The sequence below is a fragment of the Intrasporangium sp. genome, from assembly GCF_035280925.1.
In the GTDB taxonomy this organism is placed as follows: Bacteria; Actinomycetota; Actinomycetes; order Actinomycetales; family Dermatophilaceae; genus Intrasporangium.
The window spans coordinates 1-14,768 of record NZ_DATEEY010000176.1 but is presented as its reverse complement, the minus strand read 5'-3'; the positions used below and the strand labels follow the sequence as shown (position 1 = coordinate 14,768).

Genomic DNA, 14,768 nt, shown 5'->3' with positions numbered 1-14,768 from the left:
CCTGTGGACAGGCGGTCCACCTGCGGTCCAGCCGCAAGCAGGTCAGCGGCCGGGGACGAGCAGATCCGTGCCCTCGCCGATCTGCCGCCAGCTCGTACCGGCCTTGGCCAGCACCCTGTTGTCGTCGGTCACGCAGATGAGGCCTCGCTGGCTCCCGGTCGTCGTGATCGTCCTGGCCCCCGGGGCTTCCTCGAGACGCTCCAGGCCGGGATCGCGCAGGCCGATGCGGACCCGCATTCCGTCGAGGCCCCGGCCGACGTGGCCGATCCACGGAGTGACGGCGTCCCCCTCCGTCAGGCGACCGAGGACGGCAAAGGACTCGGCGCCGATCCAGGCGACGTCCGTCAGCTGGCTGAGCGGCTGGGCCTGGCGGAGTGGCTCGGCAAGCGCCGTCGGTTGACCGTTGGGCGCCCGCACGACGCCGGCGACCTGCAGCTGGTTCGCGGCGGTCTTCGGGTTCTTGGTGATGAGGAGCGCCCGGGTCCCATCGCCCGACAGCGTCAGCGCCACGATGTCCATCCCGCTCAGCCAGGGCACCTCGACCGCGACCGGCTTCGGTTGGGGCACGAGTGACGCCGTGTTCACCGTCCAGATCCGTGCCGTCCCCCCTGCCTGTCCGGCGATCCACAGGTACTGGCTCCGGTCATACGCCGGCCGGATGAGGTTGCTCCAGCTCCCCTTGAGACGCACCACCTTCTCGTGCGCCGGCCAGATCGACAGCTCCCTGAGGTCTCCGCCGACTGCCGCGACCTGGTTGCCGTCTCTCGAGAGGGTCAGCTGGGTCCATTCGCCGTCCGGCACAACCGGGTCGTCCGGTTCGAGAGACTGGACTCCTCGACGCCCCTGGGAGTTCGCGTCGTCGGGGATGAAGGTGGGATCGATCCGCTTGAACGTCTTCCCGCTGCGGATGAGGGCGGAGTCGAAGAACGGCGCAGGCGTGAACCCATAGCCGACCTCCTGCGGTGTGGAGAGCGTCGTCCCCACACCGGCCAGGTCCAGCTCGGTGCCCTCGACGGAGATGGACAGGGAGGAGACGTTGGCTCTCGACAGGGTCGCCGAGAGCTGCGCCCACATGGCACGCCGCCCCTCGAGGCCGGCCGAGAACGCCGTCGAGGTGAGGTCCACCTGGGCGTGCCCCGACTCGATCGGGACGGAGTTGACGGCGAGCCGTGTCGAGGCAGGAAAGCCGGTGGTGACCGCCCCGGCGAGGTGTGGCGGGACCGGCTCGAGCTGGGCGCGCGCCAGGCTCGTGGCGAGCCGTGGTCCCCGCGGGAACCAACGCGTGTCCGGGATCAGCTCCCGGCCCGAGGGACTGACATAGTGCACGGGGACGGCGACGTACAGGTTGTCGAAGGCGCTCGCCTCCAGCCAGACACCGAATCCCTCTTCGGGCAGCTCGAGGCGCCACTCGCCGGCCACCTGCGTCAGGCCGAAGGTCGTGCGCATCACCGTGCCCGGCTCGGCATCGCGGTAGCGTCCGTCCGTGGCCAGCATGCCCACCGGCGTCACGCTGACCTCGATGGAGCTGTTTCCGGTTTGGCGAACGCGCAGGTCGCTGGCCCCGTTGTAGATGACCGTGTCGTGGGCCGACCAGCGCCATCGGCCCACCGACGGCGCCGTGAGGTAGGCCTTCGCGGTGGCGTGCGTCTCAGTCTGGTCCTCACCCGCACGGATGAAGCCGCGGGCGATCTGCTCGGGGCTTGCGCCGGCCATGGGTGACTGCGCCGTCACGCGGTACGGATCGTTGATCTGCTCGTCGAGCCGACGCCCCTCGCTGACCCGCGAGGAGTCCGGCAGCCCGGCACAGCCGGCGGCCACTCCCGCCACCACCAAGGCGGCGAGGACGACCTTGGCCCGGCGCAGTAGGGCGGGCCTCATGAGGGGTGCTCCGCTCCGGTCGGTTCTTGCGTGCGGGTGATGCGGCGCAGCTTGATGGTGTCGTCGGATGCGCGATCAAACGCGTCCCGATCCTCGTCGCCTGCATCAGCCCGGCCCCGATGGGCTTCGGCGGCAAGCGGACTCAGCGGCAGCGGCGACCCGGTGATGGTGGCATCGGCATGCCGCGGGAGGGTGAGCCGGAAGCACGATCCCTCCCCGGGGGCACCCCAGGCCTCCAGCCTTCCGGCGTGCAGCCTGGCGTCCTCGAGCGAGATGGCAAGTCCCAGACCGGTGCCGCCGGTCGTCCGTGCACGGGCGGGATCCGCTCGCCAGAACCGGGTGAACACGAGGGCCGCCTCACCCGGTCGCAGACCCACCCCATGGTCCCGGACGGTGACGGCCACCGCCGAGTCGTTCGCGCCCAGGGTGACCTCGACGGGTCGGCCGTCACCGTGCTCGATCGCATTGGCGATGAGGTTGCGCAGAACGCGCTCGATCCGGCGCGAGTCCATCTCGGCCACCACGGGGACGCTCGGCTCGCGGACGACCAGCTCGATGCCCTTGCGCCCGGCCAGGGTGCGGTGGGCGTCGACCGCACGCTCGACGCAGCCACGCAGGTCAGTGGCCTCGATCTCGAGGACAGCGGCACCGGCGTCGAAGCGCGAGATCTCGAGCAGGTCCGTCAGCAGGGACTCGAAGCGGTCGAGCTCGCCCATGAGCAGCTCCGCCGACCTGGACACGGTGGGGTCGAACGTGCCCCGGGCGTCGTGGATGAGGTCCACGGCCATCCGGATCGTCGTCAGGGGGGTGCGCAGCTCGTGCGAGACGTCGGAGACGAAGCGCTGCTGGACCCGGGACAGGTTCTCGAGCTGGGCAATCTGTTGTTGCAGGGACGCCGCCATGGCATTGAACGAGTTGCCCAAGCGCGCCAGGTCGTCCTCGCCCTTGGCTTGCATGCGCTCGTTGAGGTTTCCCTCCGCGAAGCGCTCGGCGACGATCGCAGCGCGACGCACCGGGTCGGTGACGAGCCGGGTGACGACGAACGCGACGGCGCCCACGAGGAGGATGAGGGCGATCCCACCGAGCAGGAACGTCCGGCCGACGAGGTTGATGATGTCCCGTTCGCGCTGCATGGGATAGATGAAGTACAGGCCGTAGTCGCCGACCACCGGCAGCGCCACCTGCTGGCCCACGACGAGCGCGGAGACGGTGCTGTCGCCCTCCTCGATCGTGGTGATCTGCATCTGCTGTTGATCCGGGTTCTCCGCGACTGCCCGGGACAGCTCCTTGGGGATGAAGCGGGATCCGACGGAGCCGCTCTCGATCGGCCCGATGATGTTCGGGTTGTTGTTCGTCTCCAGGCGGGACAGGACGACGTAGCGCTCCTGCGTCCCACTGTCGCGCTGCATCGACCGGATCTGGTCGGTCGCCCCTTGGCTGACGTCTGCGGTGGAGTCCACCTTGTCGGTGTACTGGAAGTAGTTCTGCGTGTCCTTCGCGTCACGCTGGGCGTCGGCAGCGGCGATGTTCTGTCGCCCGTCCACGAGGCCCTGCGCGATGGAGCCGTAGAGATAGGTGCCCACCGCCGTGAGCACGAGGACGCCCAGCAGCATCGTCGCCACGACGACGCGGAAGCCGAGCGAGGCGCGCCAGAGGTGGAGGGGCCGGCGCCACAGCCTCCTCAGCTGGTGCCCCAGCCGCTCCATGCGGCTCCGGGGCCGGTGGCCCCGGACGGTTTCGTCCATCTCCATCACTGCTGTGGCCGCTCACTCATCTCCATCGGCCGACTCCGAGGCACTGCCGTTGCCGGCAGGCCTCAGGCGGGGCCCGCCTTGTAGCCGACGCCCCGCACGGTGACCACGATCTCCGGGTGCTCCGGATCGTGCTCGATCTTCGAGCGCAGCCGCTGGACGTGGACGTTGACGAGACGGGTGTCGCCCGCGTGGCGATACCCCCACACCTGCTCGAGCAGCACCTCACGGGTGAAGACCTGCCACGGCTTGCGCGCGAGCGCGACGAGCAGGTCGAACTCCAGAGGCGTCAAGGAGAGCGCCTTCCCGTCCCGTCTGACGGAATGTCCGGCGACGTCGATCTCGAGATCACCGATCGTCAGCTTCTCCGGCGCAGGCTCGTCGCCGCGACGGAGTCGGGCCCGGACCCGGGCGATGAGCTCTTGTGGCTTGAAGGGCTTCACGACGTAGTCGTCGGCCCCGGACTCCAGTCCGACCACGACGTCCACCGTGTCGGTCCGCGCCGTCAGCATGACGATCGGCACGCCGCTCTCGGCGCGGATCCGACGGCACACCTCCATGCCATCCAGGCCGGGCAGCATCACGTCGAGCAGGACGAGGTCGGGACGCGCCTCCCGGAAGGCGGGGACAGCGTCGCCTCCGTCGGCCACGTGGGTGACCTCGAGGCCCTCGTTCCGCAGCACGATGCCGAGCATCTCGGCGAGGGCGAGGTCGTCGTCGACGACCAGAACCCGACCCTTCACGTCTTCTCCCTTCGCGGCCCCCGGGTGGGGTCGCACGTCATGGCCACATCATCACACAGCAGCGCGGCCCCTCAGGATGCGGCGGAGGCGCGCTCCTGCCCGGGTCACTCCGTGACGAACCACTTGTCCTTGATCTTGACTGCCTTGAACCGATGGATCACCTGTGCTGCGACAGCGGGCCGCACCGTCGCCGCCTCGAAGGTGGCCAGGTCGTCGATGACGGTCGCGCCGTCGATGCTCAGGCCGTCGAACATCCCCTTGAGCTCCTGCAGCGAGTTGAGCAGCGGCGACAGCTTCTCCCCACACTGGGGAGCGGCGCCCTTGATGCTGTTGACCGGCTGGCCGTCCGCCGCCATCAGGGCGCAGACCTTGACGCCCTCGCCGGCGACCAGGGCACTCAGCCAGGACTCCATGGCCGACTCGGGCGTGGCCTGGTCGACCACTCGTGAGGTCGTCGCGGCACTGTCGCTGGACGTCGTGGCCGTCCCGGCGACGGGCGTCGTCTCCGCCCGCGGTACGGCCGTGGGCACGGGGCTCATGAAGGCGTCCTCCAGCGTGGAGCAGGCGCCGAGCGCGAGGGTGAGGGTGAGCGCCAAGGCACCGCTCAGGAGCTTTCTCATGTGTTGCCTTTGATCTCGTGCACCCCGGGTCCACCGACCCCGGGTTTCGTCGGTTCAGGTTTCGCGGACCCGCCACCACGCGGGCTGGTGACCCGGCCACGCGTTGACGTATGCCGCTGGGCTCGGCGAGCTCAGCGGCATACGCCCGCGTGTGGCTGGGCGGCGTCGCCACGTGCTCAGTAGCGGTAGTGCTCGGGCTTGTACGGACCGGCCACGTCCACGCCGAGATACTCGGCCTGGCCCTTGGTCAGCTCGGTGAGTCGCACGCCGAGGGCGTCGAGGTGGAGCCGGGCGACCTTCTCGTCGAGCACCTTGGGCAGGGTGTAGACCTGCTTGTCGTAGTCGGTGTTCTTGGTGAACAGCTCGATCTGGGCGATCGTCTGGTTCGAGAAGCTGTTGCTCATGACGAAGCTCGGGTGGCCGGTGGCGTTGCCGAGGTTCATCAGGCGGCCCTCGGAGAGCACGATGATGCTCTGGCCGTCCGCGAACGACCACTCGTGGACCTGCGGCTTGATCTCGGTCTTGGTGACGCCCGGGACCCGGGCGAGACCCGCCATGTCGATCTCGTTGTCGAAGTGCCCGATGTTGGCGACGATCGCCTTGTCCTTCATCTGCGACATGTGGTCGGCGGTGATGACGTCGTAGCAGCCGGTCGTCGTGATGAAGACGTCGGCGGTGGCGACGACGTCCTCGAGCCGCGCGACCTGGTAGCCCTCCATGGCCGCCTGGAGCGCGCAGATCGGGTCCACCTCGGTGACCACGATGCGAGCCCCCTGGCCGGCCAGCGACTGGGCCGCACCCTTGCCGACGTCGCCGAACCCGCACACGACCGCGACCTTGCCCCCGACGAGCACGTCGGTCGCCCGGTTGAGGCCGTCGATGAGGCTGTGCCGGATGCCGTACTTGTTGTCGAACTTGCTCTTGGTGACCGAGTCGTTGACGTTGATCGCCGGGAACAGCAGGTCACCGGACTCGGCGAGCTGGTAGAGACGGTGCACGCCGGTCGTCGTCTCCTCGGTGACACCCTTGATCCCAGCGGCGATGCGGGTCCACTTCTCGGCGTCGCTGGCCAGGCTCTGGCGCAGCAGCTCCTTGAAGACGGCGAACTCGTCGGAGTCCTCGTCGGTCGTCGCGGGAACCTGGCCGGCAGCCTCCCACTCGACGCCCCGGTGGACCAGCATGGTGGCGTCGCCACCGTCGTCCAGGATCATGTTCGGACCACGGACCTCGCCATCGGCACCCGCCGGCCAGCTGAGGATCTGCTCGGTGCACCACCAGTACTCCGGAAGGGTCTCGCCCTTCCAGGCGAAGACGGGCACGCCCTCGGGGTCGTCCGGTGTCCCGTCGCGGCCGACGACGACGGCGGCCGCCGCCTCGTCCTGGGTGGAGAAGATGTTGCACGAGGCCCAGCGGACCTCGGCCCCGAGAGCGGTCAGGGTCTCGATGAGGACGGCCGTCTGGACCGTCATGTGGAGCGAGCCGGCGATCCGGGCTCCCTTGAGCGGCTGGCTCTCGGCGTACTCGGCTCGCAGGGCCATGAGCCCGGGCATCTCGTGCTCCGCGAGGCGCAGCTGGTGCCGGCCGGCCGGGGCGAGGCTCAGGTCTGCCACCTTGTGGTCAAAGGACATGGAAGATCTCCTTGGCTTGGTGTGCGGACCCGGCGCGCCCCTCTGGGTCTCACGGGTCGTCACCCACGCCGGAGTGGCCGATTCTACCGTCAGTGCGCCGGCGCTCCGCGTCGTCGCGGGATCACGTGCATGACCCCGACGATGACGGCGCCGACGACGAGGCCGACCAGGGCCGACGCGAGGGTGTTGACCAGCCAGGCGAGGACTCCGCCGACCCCCGCCACCTCACGGACCGCGTCTTCGAGGTGATGGACGAGGTCGTAGGGGCCGTGCCAGCCCAGCTCGTCGATCCCGCCGAGAATGATGTGGCCGCCGACCCACAGCATCGCCGCGATGCCGACGGTCGACAGGACGCTGAGCAGCACCGGCATCGCCTTGACGAGGGCGCGTCCGACGGCCTGTGCACCAGACGAGGCTCGCTGCGAGAGCCGCAGGCCGATGTCGTCCATCTTGACGATGAGGGCCACGACCCCGTAGACGAGGCCGGTGATGAGCAGGGCCACGACGATGAGGATGACCAGCCTGGAGACGAACGGCTCGTCCGCCACCTCGTTGAGGGCGATGACCATGATCTCGGCCGAGAGGATGAAGTCGGTGGCGATGGCTCCGGAGACGATGGAGTCCTCCTGCTTCGCGTCGATCACTGCGGCAGGCTCGGCTTCCTGGTGTCCCGACACCGCCTCCCAGATCTTCTCGGCCCCCTCGTATGCCAGGTAGGCGCCACCGATCATGAGGATGGGGGTGAGCAGCCATGGGAGGAACTGGCTGAGCAGCATGATCACGGGCAGGATGATGAGCAGCTTGTTGCGCACGGAGCCGAGGGCGATCCGCTTGATGATGGGCAGCTCGCGCTCTGCCTGGAGGCCCTGGACGTAGCGCGGTGTCACCGCCGTGTCGTCGATGACGACGCCGGTCGCCTTGGCGCTCGCCCGCGCTGCGGCTGCGCCCACGTCGTCGATCGATGCCGCTGCGAGCTTCGCCAGGGCCGCGATGTCATCGAGGAGCGCAACCAGTCCACCTGCCATGGGCTACATGGTAGGTGGCAGGGAGGCGCGTTCTAGCGCGCGCCTCTCAGCAGTCTCACGTGCGGCGAGGTCGCTGGGTCGTACCCCTGGCCGAGGGCGAGGTACGTGGCGGCGAAGTCGGTGAGGGCCACGTGCGACGCGACCCGGAGCAGCGGGTCGTCGGACACGGCGTCGACGAGGGAGACCCGGACTCCGGCGTCCTCGGCCGCCGCGACGACCGCATCCGCGAGGGCCTGCAGCTCCGTCCCCGCGTCGGAGGCGTGCCGGAGCATCAGGAGCCGGAGTGGAGGGCGCCGCGGGCCGTCGAGGTAGGGGTCGGCGAAGATGTCGTCCACCTCGGACGACTCCCCGCCCGCGAGGGGCCCGTCGAAGCAGGCCACGACCTGGCTCGCCGCGTCTGGCAGGACCCCTGATGCGACTGGCACCCGGCCCGTCCGACCGAACATCGCAACGGCTCGACGCGCGGCAACTCCGCCCAGGTGCCCCGACCCGAGCACGATGGTGGACGACTCGATGAGGTCCACCGCCAAGGTCTTGGCCGGGTTCTCGAAGGACTCGGTCGACGGCCCGACCTCGTCGGCCCGCTCGTCGAGCACGTCCGCCAGAGCGTTCACGGTGGCCGTCGACACGGTGGCGACGCCGAGCGCATCGGCCGCGAGCAGCAGCGGCGTGGCATGCGCCCACATGGCGGTGCGCGACGAGGACCCCGGCATGGCCAGCGGGATGTGGATGCCGCGTGATCGTGCGCTGAGCTCCGAGAGGGGTGAGTCCGGCGCGCCGACGGAGAGCAACGTCGCACCGCGACGTGCCGCCTCGGCCGCGAGCGCCACGGGACCCTCCGCTCGGCCCGATTGCGAGACAGCGACCACGAGGTCGAGCGCACCCACCCAACCGGGCAGCGGCGCGCTCGTGCAGCTGTGCACCGGGATGGCCCCGCCCTCGCGGGCCACCGCCTCGAACAGCTCTGCCACACAGGCAGACCCGCCCGTGGCGGCGACCACGACACCTCGCGGCTCGAAGTCGTTGAGGCGTTCCAGCCCAGCGTTCACCGACGCCTCGAGGGCCCGTCGGACGCTCGCACCGGCGCCGGCCAGGGCGCGAAGCGTGCCACTGGCGTCGAGGCGCTCGAGGGCGTCGAGGTCGTCGAGACCGGACTCGTCGAACATGCGGTTCAGGTGTCGGTCCGGCGCGCGAGGTCGACCAGGAGGACCGGCACACCGTCCGAGATCGGGTAGGCGAGCTTGCATGCGGCACAACGAAGTTCCGGGTCGTCTGGACCTTGGTCGTCACTGAGCACACCCTTGCACCGCGGGCAGCGCAGGATCTCCCGTAGCCAGGGTTCGATGGTCTTGCTGGTGTCGCTCGGCTCGCTGTTCATTCGCGGCGCTCCTTCACGTCCCCGGCTGGGACGGTTGCGCCCCTGATGAGCCCGAGGACCTCGTCACGGATCCGCGTCATCGTCTCACGGTCGCTGGCCTCGACGTTGAGCCGAAGCAGTGGCTCCGTGTTGGAGGCCCGGACGTTGAACCACCAAACCTCGTCCTCGTCCTCGTCCTCGGACTCGGACTCGGGCGCGGCGACGGTCAGTCCGTCCAGCTCGTCGATGCTGGCGTCCCTGGCCACCGCCCACGCGCGCACCCGGTCCACGGCGCTGGCCTGGTCCTCGACCGTCGAGTTGATCTCGCCAGAGGAGGCGTACCGCTCGTAGGCGTGGGCGATCTCGGCGAGGGGGCGATCCTGTTCGCCGAGGGCGGCGAGGACGTGGAGGGCTGCGAGCATCCCGGTGTCCGCGAACCAGAAGTCCCGGAAGTAGTAGTGGGCCGAGTGCTCACCACCGAAGACGGCGCCGGTGCGGGCCATCTCCTCCTTGATGAAGGAGTGACCGACGCGAGTCCTGATCGGTGTGCCGCCGTGCTCCCGGACCACCTCGGCAACCGCGGCACTGGAGATGGCGTTGTGGACGATGGCCACGTCATGTTCACCAGCCGACCGTGCCCGGCCGATCTCGCGGGCGGCCACGAGACCGGTGATCGCACTCGGTGACACCGGCTCACCATCGGCGTCGACGACGAAGCACCGGTCGGCGTCGCCGTCGAAGGCGAGCCCCACATCGGCGCCGTGCACCCGCACCGCCGCCTGGAGGTCGACGAGGTTCGCCGGGTCGAGCGGGTTGGCCTCGTGGTTGGGGAAGGACCCGTCGAGCTCGAAGTAGAGCGGCACGATCTCCAGCGGTAGAGGCGGCAGTCCGGCGGCCGTGCCCAGGACGGCCGGCACGGTCAGGCCGCTCATGCCGTTGCCGGCGTCGACCACGAGCTTGAGGGGCCGGGAGTCGCTGAGGTCCACGAGGCCGCGCAGGAAGGCGCTGTACTCGCCGAGCATGTCGCGCACCTCGATGGTGCCGGGAGGGGTCCGGGCAGCGGGCAGCCCGGAGCGCCCGTCGAGCAGCCACTGGGCCAGGTCGCGCAGCTCGGGGAGGCCGGTGTCCTGCCCGACCGGTTTGGCGGCGGCGCGACACAGCTTGATGCCGTTGTACCTGGCCGGGTTGTGGCTTGCGGTGAACATTGCCCCCGGGACGTCGAGCGCCCCGCTCGCGTAGTAGAGGCCGTCCGTCGAACACAGCCCGATGAGCGTCACGTCGACGCCGCGTCCGGTGACGCCGTCGGCGAAGGCAGCCGACAGATCGGGGGAGCTCGGGCGCATGTCGTGCCCGATGACGATGCGATCCTTGCCGTCGGGGATCGCGACGACCTCGGCGAAGGCGATGCCCAGGGCGCGGGCCACATCCGGCGAGAGCTGTTCGGGAACGAGCCCGCGCACGTCGTAGGCCTTGACGAAGTCAGTGAGTACGGGCACGACGACGACCTTAGTCGTCATGGGTCCTTGAGCATCCGCAGGTGCCCCCGTCGCCGGGCCTCGACGACGCCGGACCCCGCTTCCGCGCTGGCCTGGCCCCGTGGCGTGGGCCCCGGCGGCGACTGGTCACCTCCGGTCCCAGTCCGCGTTGCGCTGGCGGCACGGCGGTGCGACCCCGGCCGTCCCGCCTCGCGCACGGCGTCGGCCAGCGCCAACAGGTCGTCCGCAGCGAGCACCGGATCGGAGAACTCCCCTCCGACGCGCACGACGCTCCAGCCACGAGGTGCGGTGAGCCGCTCGGCGTGGTCGCGACACAGGTCATAGGTGTGGGGCTCGGCGTACGTTGCGAGCGGGCCGAGGACGATGGCCCGGTCCGCGTAGGCGTAGGTCAGGGTGGCGACGGCGGGACGAGCGCAGCCGGTCTTCGAGCAACCACGGGTGAGGCCCACGACTGTGGACTCTAGTCGGGTCCACCGGCCCCGACGACACACCACGCCGAGGCAGCCGATCTAGAGTGTCGATGTGAGCACGAGTCATCGGCAGGTTCCGCCCCAGGCCTCCCGGTCGCGCGGGCGCGACCGCCACGGCCGCGGCCCGCGGGGGCCCTTGGCCTGGCCACCGGTACCCGCGATGTCGAGTCGCCGGGATCGCTTCGACGACTACGTTCTCGATGCCGCCGCTCGTCTCGAGGCAACGTGTGGCAGAGCGTTTCCCGCCGTCGAGTTCGCCGTCGAGGACGTCCCGCGCGGGCCCGCACCATGGGAGCACCGCGAGGTTCCCCTCGGGCGGCTCTTCCCCGCCACCGGCAGCCGCCCGGCCCGCATCGTGGTCTATCGGCGTCCCGTCGAGACGCGCGTCTCCGACCCCCGCGACGTCGCCGCCCTCGTGGCCGACATCGTCACCGAGCAGGTGGCCGGGCTGCTGGGCGTCTCGCCCGAGGAGCTGGACCCGGGCTTCGGCGACTGACGGGTTGCCGCCCAGCCCCGCGTCGAGTGTGCACCCGGCGTCGGACTCGCAACGGCGCGTTCTGCACACTCGACATCGACGTCCGGACGCGAACTGCACAGTCGACTGAAGGGACGGGAGGGCTGGGCACGAGGACGGGACCGAGCCCAGCGGCATACGGCATGGGTCTCTGGTGAGCCCGTCGCGCCTCCGGCCTAGCTCGTGACCTGGCGCACCGGGACGGCCGTCTCCGTCGTCGGGGCGCTCGGGACCGGCACGATGCTGTAGTACGGGACACCGCCGTCGGCGAAGGCGACGGTGACGGCGGCGCGGACGTCACGCGCCGTCGTGGAGGTCCAGATCCGGTCGGCGGCGCCGAGCGGGATGCTGACCGCGGTCAACGCATCGACCCGGGTCGTGATGCTTCGCTCGGAATCGCCGGTGCCGAGCGTCGTGGTGACCTCTCCGCCTGTCGGACCGGCGACCAGATGGAGCGTTCGGGTCTCCCCTGCACGCACCGGACCGGGCAGGACCACTCCCCCGGTGACGGCAATGGGCGGCAGGGCGGGGGCCCAACCGAAGTCGCCTTCTCGGTCTTCTCCCGTCGCCTGGCGGCGGTCGGAGAGGACCGCAGCCGTGAGGGCTGAATCCGACATGATGCGCAGGCCGCTCGACCCGGCAGCCAACGTGAGGGGAACGTCGAGCGTCGACCCTGCACCGACGCGGACGGCCCGCAGCCCAGCCGGCTGCACGGGGCCTCGCGCCGTGAGCAGCGTGACCCGAGCCAGGGCCTCGGCGTCCCCCGGGTTGACCAGTCGCAGGACCAGCTCTCCCTGGCCCGCCGGGGCGGCCTCGAGGCCAGCGACCACGAGGTCCCGCGCCGGCGCCGCTGCCGCGGTGGCATCGTCGGCACCACGTGCGGTCGCACCATCGATCCAGGCGTCATTGAGCACCGCGGACACGACGCCGCCCGTGGCGATGACGTGGACGCCCGGTCGGAGCTCGTCGGGTGCCAGGGCGTCGAGGGAGATCGACAGCCGCGATGCCGGAGGGACCGAGACGGCCGTTCGCTCCGAGGCGTCGACGGGCCCTTCCGCACCGAAGACCTCGACCGCCACGCTGACGGCATTGGCTCCGGGATTGGTGATGACGACCCGCTCGGTCCGTGACGCACCACCGCCACCTCCGACGAGCCAGACGTCCGCGCTCGGCTCGAGGCAGGGGGTGAGAGCGAAGCCCCGATCGTCGTCGCCCGTGTGCAGCCAGCTCTGCGTGGCGGCGAGGCCGGGCGCAAGCGCGCCCTCACCGCTCACGACCACGGGAGCACTCCCATCTCCCGGACCGGCGACGGACTCGAACCGTTGGTCGGTCGACGCCATCGTGCGTCGCCCCGGGTCGAGCAGAGATACCTGACCCGGTTCAGGAGTGGCACGCGGCAGGCCGGCGAGCGCCGCCTCCGGCGCTGCCGCAGCGGCCACGTGCACGATACCGGCCACGTCTCTCATGCCCTGGGTGCCGACGCGTTGCTGCCCGGGACAGACGAGGGCTGCGGACTCGACGAGCACCTGTGACGCCTGCGGCAGCCCGGCGCGTTCGGAGGGAGCTGCGAGCTCAACCGTGCCCTCGGCGCTGGTCGCTCCGATCGCCAGCCCAGCAGCCGCCAGAGCGATGAGGGCAGGACGGATCAGGGCGGGCCGCGTGCGGAGCCATCGGCCCCGGGCCGTTGGCGAGGGCGGCTCGCCATCGGGCGGTCCCTGTCGACGCGGTACGTTCACGGCACGGACCTCCTCGACCGGCGGTTGCCGAAGGGCAGGGCCATGAACACGACGATGACGAGCCCGATGCCCTGGGCCAGCCGCCACCACGGCTGGTGGGCCGTCAGGTCGATGCGCAGCAGACCCCCGGCAGGGGGCAGGTCGTAGCTCGGCTGAGCCTGCCCTGCCACCGGCTGCAGGCGACGGCCGTCGACCTCCACCACACCGTGGTGGGCCCACTCGGACGGCTCGGCGACGACGAGCCGTCGGGGACCCGTGGCGGCAGGGAGTCCTTCCTCTGCAGCGGCGTGCGGACCATGGGTGGGCACAATGGCGATCAGGCGCCCATCGCCGTCGACGATGCGTGCTCTGGACGGGGCCGCGACCGGCGTCGCACCCGGGGCACCGGCGTGCGGTTGGACCTTCCACAGGATGCCGTGCTCGCTCGCGCCGAGCCGGGTCAGTCCCCGGGTCGCATCGAGCCGGCGGGCCAGCGGGTCGCCGCTGTCGGTCCTGGCCTGCACGAAGCCGATGCCCCAGTCGGCCAGCTCGGATGCATCGAGCACCTCGGTCGACCGGCCACCGACGAGACGGGCCACCGCGTCGACGAGCGGCTGGTCGTCCGCCGTGGCGGGGCGGTCGAGGTCCCGCAACAGATCACCGGGCTCGCGCCCGGTCAGCACGAAGTCCACCACCTCGGTGGAGGGACGAAGGAGCAGGAGCCGGTTGCTCAGAGGGTCGTCGGACTGCTCAACCGCCACGGCAGGTGGCGTCGCCTCGCCGACCGTCAGGGTGCGACCCGGACCGGCCATCCCCCACTCCGCCAGCAGGACGAGCACGGGGACCACGACGAGCCCGCCCAGGCACGTCGTGGCCACGACCCGCCACGGCTGCCGTCGGGTGCCCTGCGCGGCCCCGCCGTCCTGCGCTCGACGAACCACACGGCTCCCCACGAGCATGCCGATGAGCAGACCCGCCATCCAGAGCTCGAGCCCGATGCCCGTCCACGGGTGGGCCGGCGCGGACGCGCCCACTCCCGTCTCGGCGGAACCCACGATGACGCGCCCCGAGCCGAGCGCGGCGGCGAGCCCCAGGACGGCCACGGCACCGGCGACGCACAGGCCGACGCTCTCTGCACGGCTCCTGCCCCTCACCGCATAGCCCAGCGCACCGAGGGCGACGAGGGCGGCGAGGGCGGCGAGGAGGGGAACTGCGAGCGGTCCTGCGACTGCCTCCGCCTCGCCGACGAGGATTCTCCACGGCTCCGGCGGCGCCGCAGTCGAGAGCAGGCCGGGACCCGAGAGGAGTAGCCGCCAGTCCTCGACGACGCTGACGACCCACGGCCCGAGCAGGGCTGGAGGAACGATCAGGAGCACGAGTGCGCGCAGCCGGCGGGCGCCGGATCCGACCAGGAGCAGGCCGAGCGCCGCGGCCGTGGAGACGATGAGGAAGGGCGGGACGAGGGCGCCGAGGATCGCGGTGGCGAGCGCCGTCGCGAACGTTGCGGTGTAGGTGCCGTGCCGCTGGGCCGCCAGGGCGAAACCGGCGAGGACGAGGGGGACGAGGACATG

At 70.8% G+C, this 14,768-nt stretch carries 12 protein-coding genes and 1 pseudogene; 1 reads left to right on the top strand and 12 read right to left on the bottom strand.

Going from position 1 to position 14,768, the window contains the following annotated elements; all coding sequences use genetic code 11:
* Window positions 1-42 precede the first annotated feature (42 nt).
* The 10 genes from VJN29_RS15720 to VJN29_RS15675 all read right to left on the bottom strand — a co-directional run bounded on the left by VJN29_RS15720 (window position 43) and on the right by VJN29_RS15675 (window position 10,947).
* Window positions 43-1,878 (bottom strand): LpqB family beta-propeller domain-containing protein, encoded by a 1,836-nt coding sequence (locus tag VJN29_RS15720; protein ID WP_324144575.1) that lies wholly within the window; start codon window positions 1,876-1,878, stop codon window positions 43-45.
* Window positions 1,875-3,623, bottom strand: coding sequence for an MtrAB system histidine kinase MtrB (gene mtrB, locus VJN29_RS15715; RefSeq protein WP_324144574.1), 1,749 nt, complete (start codon window positions 3,621-3,623; stop codon window positions 1,875-1,877). Before mtrB ends, VJN29_RS15720 begins: the two co-directional genes overlap by 4 nt.
* A gap of 71 nt (window positions 3,624-3,694) precedes the next feature.
* Window positions 3,695-4,372 (bottom strand): MtrAB system response regulator MtrA, encoded by a 678-nt coding sequence (gene mtrA / locus VJN29_RS15710; RefSeq protein ID WP_324144573.1) that lies wholly within the window; start codon window positions 4,370-4,372, stop codon window positions 3,695-3,697.
* Between the two features lie 104 nt (window positions 4,373-4,476).
* Window positions 4,477-4,992 carry a hypothetical protein gene (locus tag VJN29_RS15705; RefSeq protein WP_324144572.1) on the bottom strand — a complete coding sequence of 172 codons (516 nt, stop codon included), beginning with the start codon at window positions 4,990-4,992 and terminating at the stop codon, window positions 4,477-4,479.
* Window positions 4,993-5,168: 176 nt separating this feature from the next.
* Window positions 5,169-6,620 carry an adenosylhomocysteinase gene (gene ahcY / locus VJN29_RS15700; RefSeq protein ID WP_324144571.1) on the bottom strand — a complete coding sequence of 484 codons (1,452 nt, stop codon included), beginning with the start codon at window positions 6,618-6,620 and terminating at the stop codon, window positions 5,169-5,171.
* 89 nt (window positions 6,621-6,709) lie between these two features.
* On the bottom strand, window positions 6,710-7,645 hold the full coding sequence (locus tag VJN29_RS15695) for a DUF808 domain-containing protein (RefSeq protein ID WP_324144570.1): 936 nt from the start codon (window positions 7,643-7,645) through the stop codon (window positions 6,710-6,712).
* A gap of 32 nt (window positions 7,646-7,677) precedes the next feature.
* Window positions 7,678-8,811, bottom strand: coding sequence for an SIS domain-containing protein (locus VJN29_RS15690; RefSeq protein WP_324144569.1), 1,134 nt, complete (start codon window positions 8,809-8,811; stop codon window positions 7,678-7,680).
* 5 nt (window positions 8,812-8,816) lie between these two features.
* Window positions 8,817-9,023 carry a Trm112 family protein gene (locus tag VJN29_RS15685; protein WP_324144568.1) on the bottom strand — a complete coding sequence of 69 codons (207 nt, stop codon included), beginning with the start codon at window positions 9,021-9,023 and terminating at the stop codon, window positions 8,817-8,819.
* Window positions 9,020-10,519 (bottom strand): phosphomannomutase/phosphoglucomutase, encoded by a 1,500-nt coding sequence (locus VJN29_RS15680; protein ID WP_324144567.1) that lies wholly within the window; start codon window positions 10,517-10,519, stop codon window positions 9,020-9,022. Before VJN29_RS15680 ends, VJN29_RS15685 begins: the two co-directional genes overlap by 4 nt.
* Window positions 10,516-10,947, bottom strand: coding sequence for a DUF3499 domain-containing protein (locus tag VJN29_RS15675; protein WP_324144566.1), 432 nt, complete (start codon window positions 10,945-10,947; stop codon window positions 10,516-10,518). Before VJN29_RS15675 ends, VJN29_RS15680 begins: the two co-directional genes overlap by 4 nt.
* A gap of 181 nt (window positions 10,948-11,128) precedes the next feature.
* Here VJN29_RS15675 and VJN29_RS15670 point away from each other — a divergent pair, with 181 nt between their 5' ends.
* Window positions 11,129-11,464 carry a metallopeptidase family protein gene (locus tag VJN29_RS15670; protein WP_324144565.1) on the top strand — a complete coding sequence of 112 codons (336 nt, stop codon included), beginning with the start codon at window positions 11,129-11,131 and terminating at the stop codon, window positions 11,462-11,464.
* A gap of 194 nt (window positions 11,465-11,658) precedes the next feature.
* Here the strand turns inward: VJN29_RS15670 and VJN29_RS15665 are convergent, their stop codons facing one another.
* Together VJN29_RS15665 and VJN29_RS15660 are read right to left on the bottom strand one after the other, a co-directional pair.
* Entirely contained in the window at window positions 11,659-13,218 is a 1,560-nt protein-coding gene (locus VJN29_RS15665; protein ID WP_324144564.1) for a DUF5719 family protein, read from the bottom strand.
* Window positions 13,215-14,768: pseudogene (locus VJN29_RS15660) on the bottom strand (glycosyltransferase family 2 protein); the annotation flags it as partial. The pseudogene VJN29_RS15660 and the gene VJN29_RS15665, both read right to left, overlap by 4 nt.